At 59.4% G+C, this 12173-nt stretch carries 10 protein-coding genes and 1 tRNA gene; 5 read left to right on the top strand and 6 right to left on the bottom strand.

The genetic code is table 11. The annotated features are described in order from the left end of the window. Positions 1–33 precede the first annotated feature (33 nt). Together htpG and J2D75_RS05890 are read right to left on the bottom strand one after the other, a co-directional pair. On the bottom strand, positions 34–1899 hold the full coding sequence (gene htpG, locus J2D75_RS05895; protein ID WP_207853850.1) for a molecular chaperone HtpG: 1866 nt from the start codon (positions 1897–1899) through the stop codon (positions 34–36). A 131-nt stretch (positions 1900–2030) separates the two neighbouring features. Then, positions 2031–2948 carry an N-formylglutamate amidohydrolase gene (locus J2D75_RS05890; protein ID WP_207853849.1) on the bottom strand — a complete coding sequence of 306 codons (918 nt, stop codon included), beginning with the start codon at positions 2946–2948 and terminating at the stop codon, positions 2031–2033. Between the two features lie 67 nt (positions 2949–3015). Here J2D75_RS05890 and J2D75_RS05885 point away from each other — a divergent pair. Further along, positions 3016–3090, top strand: a tRNA-Val gene (locus tag J2D75_RS05885). 97 nt (positions 3091–3187) lie between these two features. On the opposite strand, the gene J2D75_RS05880 is transcribed toward J2D75_RS05885, so the two are convergent. After that, the gene (locus J2D75_RS05880) at positions 3188–4363 is read right to left on the bottom strand and encodes an MFS transporter (protein ID WP_243428545.1); all 1176 of its coding nucleotides are present in this window, start codon (positions 4361–4363) and stop codon (positions 3188–3190) included. Between the two features lie 233 nt (positions 4364–4596). Here J2D75_RS05880 and J2D75_RS05875 point away from each other — a divergent pair, with 233 nt between their 5' ends. After that, positions 4597–5469, top strand: coding sequence for a LysR family transcriptional regulator (locus J2D75_RS05875; RefSeq protein ID WP_207853848.1), 873 nt, complete (start codon positions 4597–4599; stop codon positions 5467–5469). Further along, complete coding sequence (locus tag J2D75_RS05870; RefSeq protein ID WP_243428544.1) at positions 5466–6668, top strand: TDT family transporter; 1203 nt, start codon at positions 5466–5468, stop codon at positions 6666–6668. The genes J2D75_RS05875 and J2D75_RS05870 overlap by 4 nt, the downstream gene beginning before the upstream one ends. On the opposite strand, the gene J2D75_RS05865 is transcribed toward J2D75_RS05870, so the two are convergent. Then, positions 6654–7565 (bottom strand): NAD-dependent epimerase/dehydratase family protein, encoded by a 912-nt coding sequence (locus tag J2D75_RS05865; protein ID WP_207853847.1) that lies wholly within the window; start codon positions 7563–7565, stop codon positions 6654–6656. The two genes, J2D75_RS05870 and J2D75_RS05865, sit on opposite strands and share 15 nt — an antisense overlap. Positions 7566–7600: 35 nt before the next feature. After that, the gene (locus J2D75_RS05860; protein WP_207853846.1) at positions 7601–8176 is read right to left on the bottom strand and encodes an RrF2 family transcriptional regulator; all 576 of its coding nucleotides are present in this window, start codon (positions 8174–8176) and stop codon (positions 7601–7603) included. A gap of 252 nt (positions 8177–8428) precedes the next feature. On the opposite strand from J2D75_RS05860, the gene J2D75_RS05855 reads away from it, so the two are divergent. Beyond that, positions 8429–8914, top strand: coding sequence for an RcnB family protein (locus tag J2D75_RS05855; protein WP_207853845.1), 486 nt, complete (start codon positions 8429–8431; stop codon positions 8912–8914). 141 nt (positions 8915–9055) lie between these two features. Here J2D75_RS05855 and J2D75_RS05850 read toward each other — a convergent pair whose 3' ends face one another. Next, positions 9056–10732, bottom strand: a complete 1677-nt coding sequence (locus J2D75_RS05850; RefSeq protein WP_207853946.1) for a thiamine pyrophosphate-binding protein — start codon at positions 10730–10732, stop codon at positions 9056–9058. A 318-nt stretch (positions 10733–11050) separates the two neighbouring features. Between J2D75_RS05850 and J2D75_RS05845 the strand changes: the two genes are divergently transcribed. Then, positions 11051–12166 carry an S-(hydroxymethyl)glutathione dehydrogenase/class III alcohol dehydrogenase gene (locus tag J2D75_RS05845; RefSeq protein ID WP_207853844.1) on the top strand — a complete coding sequence of 372 codons (1116 nt, stop codon included), beginning with the start codon at positions 11051–11053 and terminating at the stop codon, positions 12164–12166. The last annotated feature ends 7 nt before the right edge of the window (positions 12167–12173 follow it).

Here is a 12173-nt window from a genome sequence, read left to right as displayed (position 1 = left end):
GCCGAACCTGCCCTGTTGTCAAAAAACGCCTGATCAGTCTGCTGTGGTCGGCGCTGCAAGATAGTTCATGATCCTGCTGGCGAACGCGTTGACATCCTTGGGGGTGTCACCGTTCTGAATGCTGGCGACATCGAGCAGGATATGCGCCAGCGGGGCAATGTCTTCCCCCGCCTGTAGGCGGGCTGCCAGGGCGTGCGTGAGCGGGTGGGCGGGGTTGAGTTCCAGCACCGGCTTGGCTTCTGGCATGGCCTGGCCGCTCCGCTGCATCAGCTTGCGCAGTTGCAGATCGGGCCCACCTTCGGGCGCACTCAGCACCATGGCGCTGGAAACGAGGCGATCGGTCGCCCGCACATCGGTAATCTCGTTTTCCAGAGCGGCTTTCAGGGCAGGCAGCAGCGTGTCCATATCCGCTTTCTGGGCGGCTGTTTCCGTGTCCGGTGCGAACTTGTCCAGATCGTTCAGACCCTGCGCCACGTTGCGCAGGGTCTTGCCTTCATAGGTGCCCAGCCGTTCCGGCCAGAAGGAATCCACGGCGTCTGACAGCAGCAGTACTTCGATCCCACGGGCTTTGAACCCCTCGATCTGAGGCGAGGCCGCCAGCACATCCGTGTTGTCGCCCGTTACGTAGTAGATGGCGTCCTGTTCGGGCTTCATGCGGTTTACGTAGTCGGCAAGCCCGGTCAGCCCATCCACCGCACTGGAGCGGAAACGGCTCAGCCCCGCGACTTCGGTGCGGTAGGTCGGGTCATCCCACATGCCTTCTTTCAGGATCGGGCCGAAATTGTCCCAGAATGTTTCATAGGCCTGCGCATCTTCAAGCCGCGCCTTGAGGGATGAGAGCACCTTGCCTGTTACAGCCTTGCGGATACGGGCAAGAACCGGCGTAGCCTGCAGCATTTCACGCGAGACATTCAGCGGCAGGTCTTCGGTATCCACAACGCCCTGCACGAAACGCAACCATGACGGCAGGATTTCTGCCTCGTCGGTAATGAACATCCGGCGCACATGCAGGCGGATACGGCTTTCACGTGTCTGCTCGCTAAATTCGAACGGGCGGGACGAGGGAATGAACAGCAGGGCCGAAAACTCCATGGTGCCTTCGGCGCGCCAGTGCAGGGTTTCCCACGGAGTATCGAAGTTGTGGGTCAGGTGGCGGTAGAATTCTTCAAGCTGTTCCGTGGTGACTTCGGAGCGGGGCTTGCGCCACAGCGCCGTGCCTTCGTTGGCGGCTTCTTCCTTGCCGTCCTGCATGATGGTGACAGGCCAGGCGATATGATCGGACCATTTGCGGATAATGGATTGCAGGCGGTACGGATCGAGGAACTCATCAGCATCGGTTTTGATATGCAGGGTGATGTCAGTACCCGCTGTCTCACGGCTGGCCGGTTCAATCGTGTAGGAGCCCCGTCCGTCTGATGACCAGCGCCAGGCGACTTCGGCCCCGGCGCGGCGGGAGACGACCTCAACCTTATCCGCCACCATGAAGGCCGCATAAAAACCAACGCCAAACTGCCCGATCAGGCTTGGGCGGTCTTCAGGTTTGGCGTTTTCAAGCTGCTGACCGAAGGCGCGCGTGCCAGAGCGGGCGATGGTGCCAAGGTTGGACACCAGTTCCTCGCGGCTCATGCCTGCGCCATCGTCGCTGATGGTCAGCAGGCGGGCATCCTTGTCCGGGTTGATACGGATTTTTGCGCCTTCGGGCAGGGCGCGCGCACCGTCTGTCAGGGCTTCGAAGCGCCTGCGGTCGGTGGCGTCCGCAGCATTGGCGACCAGTTCGCGCAGAAAAATTTCGCGCTCGGAATACAGAGCATGCACGACCAGATCGAGCAGGCGTCCGACCTCGGCGCTGAATTCCTTTGTTTCGCTGCCACCCTGTGTGGCGCTGGTGCTGTCGGTCATGTTCTGTCTCCTCTGGTGTGGTTGGGCGCGGGTGCGGCCTGAGGGGTTTAGCCGCTCCCTGTTTTGGAGCATGAGATGAGGGCTTGGCCGTTCTGTTTCAATAGTTTTTCGTGAATCTTGCCCGGCTATTTTCAGCCCAGATGCTCCAGCAGACTCCCGACGAGCACAGCAAGGCTACGGGCCAGAGGCTCAAAACCCTCATGCGGGGTGTGGGTTGCTTCCGTCATATACAGGCTGCGCCGCATTTCGATTTGTAGCGCATGGCAGTTCTGGGGTGGGTGGCCGTATTGCTGGGTAATGTAACCGCCCGCATAGGGGGTATTCCGTGCGGTGCTGTAGCCGAGCGCGCGCAGGGTCTGCTCGGCCCGCTCCATAATGTCTGGCGCACAGGCCGTACCGTGCCGGTCGCCCAGAACAAAATCAGCCGTGCCGACTTCCGCCGTGTCGGGCATGGAGTGCAGGTCCAGCAACAGGCATTGTCCGTGCTGCTGATGGGTGCGCCGCAGCAGGCCAGCCAATGTTGTGTGATAGGGCATCCAGTAAGTGGCGATACGCCGGGCAGCCTCGCTGAATGGCAGGCGCGTGCGGTAAATGGCGCGGTGGCTGCCGGTAATGCGCGGAATGGAGCCAAGCCCGGACAACCCGCGCTCCGTCGGGCGGATGAAGGGCGGAATAGGGCCTTGGAACATCCGTGGGTCCAGATCCCACGCAGCCCGGTTGGGGTCGCACAGAACGCGCGGAAACGTGGCGTGAACGAGTGCAGGCCCCAGATCATGGGCGGGCTGGGCGAGGCGCTCCGTAAAACTGTCCTCGCCACTGCGGAGGTCTGCCAGAGGCTGGCGGGCCGTGCTGGTGAACCATTCAGGGTAATAGCGTCCTGCGTGGGGGGCGGCGAGCACTATGGGGCTTGTGCGGCTCCCCTCCAATGTCACGACGGGTGGTGGCGCCAGCGGGTCTTCTGGTGGGGCCGGGGCGCTTTCTGGGGGCTGGATAGCCGAGAGAGAGGCACGGATTCCACGGGACAGGACGGAGTGGACAAAATTTTTCATCTCCCTCCTTTATTGTGGGCTTGCGCTGCCAGCGCAAGCAGGATACAAGGCCCCACACCACAGGAATGGGCGCATAGCTCAGCGGTAGAGCACTACCTTGACATGGTAGGGGTCACAGGTTCAATCCCTGTTGCGCCCACCATTCCTGGCCGCAGAAATCAGCGGTTTATCCATGTCTCCTCCCAAAAAAATAATTGTCCCGCCAAGCCTCCCTACGGCGGAATGGCGTAGGGTGTGTCTCAGTCCTGATCCACACCGTTAATGAGCGCGCGCGGCAAAAGCAGGCCAGACAGGGCGACGGCTATCAGCAGAATGCCAACAGTGCCCAATGCAATGGGCAGGCTGGCAAGCTGGGCAATAAGTCCCAGTGCCGCAGGCCCGATCAGGATTCCGGCATAGCCAAGCGTTGTTACGGCGGAAACAGCCAGATGTTCGGGCATAAGGGTCTGTCGGCCAACGGTTGAGTAAAGAACGGGTACGATATTGGCACAACCCGCTCCCACCAGAGCATAGCCCAACAGGGTAAGTTGCCAGACAGGTATGGTAGCAATCAGCAGCATGCCCGTGGCCGCCAGCAGGCTACCTGCCGTTACCAGTATGCGCCCCGGTACGCGGCGCACCAGATGGTCTCCCATCAGGCGTCCGACTGTCATGGTGCAGGCAAAGGCGACATAACCCAGCCCCGTGTAGCGGACGTTGACATGGCGGACTGTCGCAAGAAACACAGCACTCCAGTCAATGGCGGCTCCTTCTGTCAGGAAAACGATAAAGCACATGACCCCGATGGCCAGCACAACCCCGTGGGGCATGGCCAGAGGCGGGCCTTCGGCAGAGCCGGTGCGGCCGTTCAGCAGGCCGGGCAGAACCGCAATGCCCCCCAGCAGCAATAATACCGACACCACGCTACAGGCCGCTGCGGGTGACAGGCCAAGGCCAAGCAGGGTACTGACCCCCGTGGCTCCACACAGACCACCAACACTGAACAGGCCATGAAAACCGGACATCATGGTGCGTTGGCAGGCCCGTTCGACAAGGATGGCCTGCACGTTAATCACACAATCGATAGACCCGATTCCCGCCCCGAAAATGGTTAGCGCCACAGCCAGTACCGCAACGGAGCCGGAAGAAGCCAGAACCGGCAGAACACAGCAGACAGCAAGGGTGGAAATAGCAATGATCCACCGGCAACCTACACGGCCTGCCAGCGCACCCGACACCGGCATGGCAATAATGGACCCCATGCCAAGGCAGAGCAGCAGCAGGCCCAGATGGGCGTCTGTCAGCGCACATCTGAGTTTGACGTAAGGAATAATGGGCGCCCATGCGGCCCCTGCAAATCCGGCCATGAGAAAAGCCAGACGGGTTGAGCGTTGTGCCTGTATCGAGGCGGGCAGGGGGGTGTCGAGCAGTGACAAGAGTAAAACCTCGATAGATGCGTGGTGCGCAGGATGTGGCGGGTTATCATGTTCCGCCAGAGACAGGCTCGGGGCGAACGGGAGCGTTATCTGTAAAGGGTACAGACAGAGGGCGCAAAGAGTGGGGATTCTGGTGCGGAAACTGATCTGATTTTCAGATTGGAACCATATATAAATGGCATTGGAAAGATTGATCCCGGTTGCGTATTTTTGGATACGGAGGGGATTTGGTCATGACGTTAGAGCAGCTTCGTATTTTCATTGCCGTTGCTGAGCGCCAGCATGTTACGCGGGCCGCAGCCGCGCTTAACATAACCCAGTCAGCCGCCAGCAACGCTATTGCCGCGCTGGAGGCCCAGTATGGCGTGCCGCTTTTTCATCGGATTGGGCGTCGGATCGAACTGACCGAGGCCGGGGGTATGTTTCTGGAGGAGGCGCGGGCCGTTCTGGGGCGCGCCTCGGCGGCAGCACTCGCGCTGGCCGAGTATAGTGGGTTGCTGCGTGGCACTTTGCGGGTTGTCGCAAGCCAGACGGTTGCAAGCTACTGGCTGCCCGGCAAGCTGGCGGGGTTTCATGCCCGCTATCCCGGTATCGCGATTGAACTGAGCATTGATAACAGCGAAGGGGCGGCGCGGCGTGTTCTCGGCGGCGAGGCCGAGTTGGGCGTGGTGGAAGGGGCCATCAATGAACCGGCGCTGGCCTCGTGGACGGTAGGTGAGGACAGGATGCTGCTTGTCGGGTCTTCTCCCGTGCCGGTGGTTGATGAGCGCTGGCTGCTTGGGGCACGCTGGATCGTGCGTGAACAAGGCTCCGGCACGCGCTCGACGTTTGAAGATGTGCTGCGCGCGCGCGGGATTGATCCGCAGGCTCTGACAATCGCCATGGTCATGCCTTCCAACGAGGCGGTGCGCAGTGCAGTTGAGGCGGGGGCGGGCGTGGCCGTTCTTTCGGAATTTGTGGTGCGGCGTGCGCTGGCGGTGGGCGACCTTTATCACCATGCGTTTTCCATGCCTGCCCGCCCGTTTTACGCGTTGCGGCATAAGGAGCGTTATCGGACACGTATGGCCGATGCACTGGTTGAGTGCCTTAAGGGGAGCCAGCCATGACTATGGTTGGAAACAAAAAACCTGTGTGCCGTCTTAGACCGTTTTTCATGCTGGAGCACCCGCGCGAGGTTGTTCGTCAGTTCACGCCTAACTGGTTCGCTGTTGTTATGGGGACGGGTATTCTTGCACTGGCGCTGCCGCAGATGTCGGGTATCGGCCCGGCACTCAGGCCCATTGGCGTGGGGTTATGGTCTGTAGCACTTGCTCTTTTTCTGATTTTCTGTGGGCTTTATGCGGCGCGCTGGATGTTGTTCGGCCATGAGGCGCGGCGTATTTTCGGGCACAATGTCGCTTCGATGTTTATTGGCACGATTCCGATGGCGCTTTCCACGCTTATCAATGGTTTGCTTGTTTTTGGAAATGGGCTGTTTGCCGAAGCGTATATTTCGCTGGCCTATGGTCTGTGGTGGGTGGATGTTGCGCTGTCTCTAGCCTGTGGTGTCGGCATTCCTTATCTCATGTTTACCCGCCACGAGATCAGTCTTGATAGCATGACGGCTGTTTGGCTTCTGCCGGTTGTTGCGGCTGAGGTGGCGGGGGCGACCGGTGGTTTTCTTGCTCCGCATCTGGCTGATACGCATGTGCAGAGTGTGGTTCTGATAACCTCTTATGTACTTTGGTCTTATTCCGTTCCTGTTGCACTGAGTATGCTCGCAATCCTTATCCTGCGAATGGCGCTTTATAAGCTGCCGGATGAGAGCATGGCGGCCTCAAGCTGGCTGGCACTCGGGCCGGTTGGCACAGGAGCACTTGGTATGCTGGTCATGGGAGGAGACGCCCCGGCAATTTTTACAGTCCATGGGCTGGCTGAGCTGGGGCTTGTCGCGCAGGGGATTGGCGTTGTGTCCGGTCTTGTTCTGTGGGGGCTGGGGGTGTGGTGGCTGCTTTTGGCCCTGCTTATTACTGCTCGGTATCTGAAAAACGGTATTCCGTTCAACCTTGGCTGGTGGGGCTATACGTTTCCGCTGGGTGTTTATACAGCGGCAACCTATCGGCTTGGCATTATGCTGGATCTCGCATTTTTCGGTTATATCGGCACGATCCTGACGATTGCCCTGACCTGTATGTGGTTGGTTGTGGCAGGCAGAACACTGGCCGGAGCATGGGCCGGGCACCTGTTTACATCGCCCTGCATCGCCGCCCCTGATAACGGGATGGGGAAGGCTGCCTGCCGGGCTGGATACTCAGATGGCCGATAGCCATGGCTGAGGACGTGGTGTCAGGTTCAGTCGCTCTCTGGCCTTGTGGTTGTTCGCTCCTGTCAGGTTGTTTTGGTAATATACGCTTTCTTCACCTGCCAGTCGGAGGGCGTCTTGGGGGCTGAGCCGTGCAGGGGCAGGCGCACCAACCCAGCGGGTGTAAGCCGCCAACCAGTCATGGAACGGGGTGGGGTGGTTATCGACGACATTGTACACGCCTGCGGGCGCTGTCAGGGCCGCCATGGTGGCCTGTGCGGCATCATCAACATGAATGAAGGAAAAAACGCTGCTGCCAGCGCCAAGAAGTGACACCTCTCTATTATGCAGATGGGTATTGAATGCCCCCTCTGTCCAGTACCATGTTCCCGGGCCATAGAAAAAACCATAGCGCAGGCAAACACCTTGCATGGAGTGTGATCCCAGAACCCGCTTTTCCAGTGCGGCATACATGCGCGCACTTTCACCAATATTGCCCGGTGCATGGGTGCGCAAGCGCGATGCTTCTGTCGCGAGTGGCCCGTTTGTATCCAGATAGAACCCACAGGACTGCTGAATATACCGTGTGACCTGACAGGCTTGAGCTGCTGCAAACAGGTTACCCCCACCTTCCAGCCGCAGGTGCCGATCAGCGGCCAGCCTGTTGGCCAGATCAAACGGGCTGGCGGGCAGGGAGGTAAGCTGGTCTATCACGACATCAGGGCGAAGCTGTTCAAGTATTGTAAAAATTCCTGCACGATCCATCGCATTACCGTTTATGGCATGGGCCCCCCGTGCGGTCATGGCGTCGAGACTTTCGGGGCGGCTGGCAAGGCCCCAAACGTCATGCCCTGCTTCATGCAGGCGGGTAATGAGCGGACGGCCCAGGGCGCCACTGGCTCCGGCGACAAGAATTTTCATGACAGGCTTACTCCTTCTTCAAAATGTCTTGTGCTTCATGGGCATGGAGTATTTGCTTTTTTGCCACAGGGTGGGCTCTCCATACGCCTGCGTTGCCTGACTTTGGCAGTGCGGCGGGTTTGGGCGCGTGTATCCAGCCATGTGCTGGCGTCTTCCAAAAAGCGTGGTGGTGCTTTGTCGTGCAGGCTGTGCGCCAGATCAGCCAGCGATGTCTGTGCCAGTTCCCGGTGCATAGCCTGTTCGGCACGCAGCATGGTGGCATGGATAGCGCACCGGCCCTGCACGGCCCATTGTGGCGGGGTTTCTTGAAACAACGCGCAGCGTTCACGAATTTCCTGACAGTTGAAAAGGCTTTTTTCCCCCTCGACTGCCTGCACAACATCAAGCACGCTTATATCGGCTGCGGCTCTGGCCAAACGGTAGCCGCCTTTCAGGCCTTCGGCGGCAACAAGCAGGCCAGCTTTTTCAAGGCGAGGCAGAAGTTTGGCCATGAAAGCAGGCGGGATGGCCTGAAGCTCCGCCAGATCAAGGCTGCTGACGGGATGGGGGTTGTTCACGAGCCAGAGCAGGCTGTGCAGGATATATTCGGTGCTTGCGCCATAAAGTGCCATACGCAGACAATATTAGTCTGCGTTTTGATTCGCAAGGCCCCGTTTGGCGCAAGGCTCACGCGTAAGGCTCTCCGGTGAGAAGATGGCTGTTCTTGCAGGGGGGCGTGTTGTGCATGACGTGATGGAGCTTTTGCCGCTCTTCATGCGTTGGCGGGAGGAGCCGTATTTTCGCCACCAGTTCTGGCATATATGAGTAAGGAAAGAGGCGTCAGGCAGATGAAAAACAGGCCTGATCGCCGTGCAGGAGGTATTATGAAGACGAAAGCCGTTGCATGGGTTTTGGTCGCCTGCCTTGGGGCGGCACCTGTCAGTGCTTTTGCTGGCCCCGGTGGGCCGGGTGGCCCCGGAGGAGGCGGCCCGGGTGGCGGGCCAGGCGGTGGTCCCGGCGGTGGCGGTGGGCCGCAGGCGGGCGGTCCCGGTGGTGGGCCCGGTGGTGGCCCCGGGCGGCATGGTGGCGGCCCCGGTGGCGGACAGTGGGGTGGCGGTGGATATCGCCACGGAGGCGGCCCGGGTGGTGGTCGTTGGGCAGGTCCGCCGCGTGGTGGCCCCGGCCCGATGGCATGGCGGCGCGGCGATCGCTACTGGGGTGGCGCACCGTGGGTTAATGACTGGCACGCTTACCCCGGACTTTATGCCCCGCCATACGGGTATCGCTGGGTGCAGTCTGGCAATCAGTTTCTGCTGACTGCGGTGGCCACGGGCGTGATTTCCGCCATTGTCGCCGGCGCGATGCGCTAACGCGGCGTGGCCCTGCCCGCATACGGGCAGGGTGATGCGTTAATATCGTAAAGGCCCATCCTGCGTTCAGGATGGGCCTTTGTGTATCAAGTCTTTTTACCGCGTAAGGCGGGCGTGCCTTTTGGGCGCGCCCGTTATGTATCAGGCCAGCGGCGTTTTGCGTGCGTTGGCCGAGGCAACCTTGCGGCCCCATTTGACCAGCGTATCCGTGCAGTCCTTACGGTCAATCTGGCACTCGATCAGCGTCGGGCCACGGGTATTGGCTTTGGCCTTGGCAATGGCTTCCGCCAGTTCTTTCGGCGTGGTGGCTTTCAGGCCAAGGCCATGACCTTCACCCGCATTGAAAACTTCCATCAGACCGGCGTAATCCCAGTTTTTGATGTAGTTGTAAGGCCCGTCATGAATGGCGATTTCAATGACATAACCACGGTTGTTGATCAGGAAGATGATGACGGGCAGCTCGTAACGCACCATCTGCGCCACTTCCTGTGCGGTAAGCTGGAAAGAGCCATCACCCACCATCACTACATGCTGGCGATCCTGCGAGCCCATGGCATTACCGAAGGAAGACGGCACGGACCAGCCGATATGCCCCCACTGCATTTCCAGTTCCACCCGTGCGCCACGGGGCAGGGTCATGCGCATGGCGTTGAACCATGAATCGCCCGTTTCAGCCACCAGCGTGGTGTCGGATGTTAGCATGGCGTTGATATGACGCACGATTTCGTCATTCGTCAGGCCAGCTTCATCGGATGTGGCGGGCAGCGAGAATGTCGGCACGCTGCCATTTTTGGCGGAAGCCGGACGTGCAGGGGCTTTTTCAGCCAGAGCATGTAGGAAGGCGCGCAGGGTAAAGCCGTCATAGGCGCGGCCATCAACCGTTACGCGGTCGGGTTCTGCCAGAATGACATTGGGGCCTTTGGGCCATGCAGACCAGCCAACCGTTGAGTAGTCATTGAACACGGGCGCAATGCACAGCAGCGCATCGGTGCTTTCAACCAGTTCCTGCGCGCCGGGGGTTGAGACCTCGCCCCAGTACAGGCCACGGAAACCAGCATGGTCTTCAGGGAAAAAGCCTTTGGCCGCCGCCATGATGGTAACAGCGCATTGCAGCTTGTCGGCCAGTGCTTCGGTTTCGGCCAGCGCATTGGCGGCACGCAGCTTGCTGCCCACCAGCATGACGGGTTTGGTGGATTTTTCCAGAAAAGCAACGGTCGCATCCACAGCGGCTTTAAGGCTCTTGTGGTCGATTTCGGGCTCGGCCAGCAGGCTGCTGACAGGGCCGGGCTGCACGCAGGGTTCAGAGGAAATATTGCAGGCAATTTCCAGATAGGCAGGCTTGCGCTCACGCAGCGCGGTGCGGATCACATGGTCGATTTTGGCCGGGGCGGAGTGGGCATCCGTAATGCTTTCGGCCGCACAGGTGACCTGACGCGCCATTTCAAGCTGGTAGCCGTAATCGGTCTTGCCTGTGGTGTGGTGCAGAACATGGCCGGTGCCGTGATCGTTGCTGTTGGGTGCACCGGAAATCAGGATAACGGGCAGGTTTTCGGCATAGGCGCCACCAATGGCGTTCATGGCTGAAATGGCGCCAACGCTAAAGGTGACCACAGCGGCCGCAGCGCCATTGGAGCGGGCGTAGCCTTCGGCGCTGAAACCGCAGTTCAGTTCATTGCAGCAGTAAATCTGCTCCATGCCCTTGTTGAGGAGCAACTGGTCCAGCAGGACAAGGTTGTAGTCGCCCGCAACGGCGAAATGGTGCTTCAGACCGATTTGTACAAGGCGGTCTGCAAGATACATGCCAACGGTATAGGTCACGCTCGGAATACTCCAACAACGCAGGATAGCGATTGCGCTCATTGTAAAAACCCGGCTCTGACAAATGTCCAATATATGAATGATGGACAATCCATATCTAAAATATATGGATACGTGCTGTATGCGGCCTCTCCTGCGGATTGTCGCTTCTGGACTGAAGACCGAGGGCTTAGGCGGGCTGATCACTCCGGTGTGAGCGCTGGCGGTTCGTGGCTGTCCCCCTCTGCCCTTTGCAGGGGGCGTGGCCTATAGTACGGAACGGTATCAATACGGTCGGTTTTTTCTGGCCCTGTGGTGCATGAAGCGGGAGTGCAAAAAATGGACGTAAGGGCGGCGGTAGCCTTTGAGGCTGGACGTGCATTGGAGATTGAGCGGGTTCAACTGGCAGGGCCGCGAGCGGGTGAGGTTCTTGTAGAGGTGAAGGCGACGGGCCTATGCCACACGGACAAATACACGCTTTCTGGTGCGGACCCTGAGGGTCTTTTTCCTGCCATTCTGGGGCATGAAGGGGCTGGTGTTGTTGTGGAGGTTGGTGCTGGTGTGCAGCATCTGCGTCCGGGGGATCATGTTATCCCGCTGTATACGCCCGAGTGCCGCGAGTGCAAATCATGCCTTTCGCGCAAGACGAACTTGTGCACAGCCATCCGTTCGACACAGGGCAAGGGTCTGATGCCTGATGGCACGTCGCGCTTTTCGTTCAAGGGTCAGCCGATCCATCATTACATGGGCTGTTCGACCTTTGCGAACTACACGGTTCTGCCGGAGATTGCGCTGGCGAAGATCCGCCCTGACGCACCGTTTGACAAGGTCTGCTATATTGGCTGCGGTGTGACCACGGGTATTGGCGCGGTTCTGTTCACGGCTAAGGTTGAACCCGGCTCGACGGTTGTTGTGTTTGGTCTTGGGGGGATTGGCCTGAACGTGATTCAGGGTGCGAAGATGGTGGGCGCGGACCGGATTATCGGCGTTGACATCAACCCTGCGCGTGAGGCGATGGCGCGGCAGTTTGGCATGACGGATTTTGTAAACCCGCGTGACCTTGGGCCGAATGGCGATGTTGTGGGCCATCTTGTGGAACTGACTGGTGGTGGGGCAGACTACACCTTTGAGTGTGTCGGCAATCCGACACTGATGCGTCAGGCCCTGGAATGTGCGCATCGTGGCTGGGGTGTTTCGACGATTATTGGCGTTGCGGCTGCGGGTCAGGAGATCAGCACGCGTCCGTTCCAGCTTGTTACGGGTCGGCGCTGGATTGGCTCTGCTTTTGGTGGGGCGCGGGGTCGTACGGATGTTCCCAAGATTGTTGACTGGTATATGGAAAACCGGATCAACATTGACGATCTGATCACGCACAAGCTGCCGCTGGAGCGGATCAATGAGGGCTTTGACATGATGGAGCGCGGTGAGAGCATCCGCACTGTCGTCGAGTTCTGAGAACACA

The sequence above is a fragment of the Acetobacter suratthaniensis genome (genome assembly GCF_017377745.1).
In the GTDB taxonomy this organism is placed as follows: domain Bacteria; phylum Pseudomonadota; class Alphaproteobacteria; order Acetobacterales; family Acetobacteraceae; genus Acetobacter; species Acetobacter suratthaniensis.
This window is presented reverse-complemented; position numbering and strand designations above follow the sequence as displayed.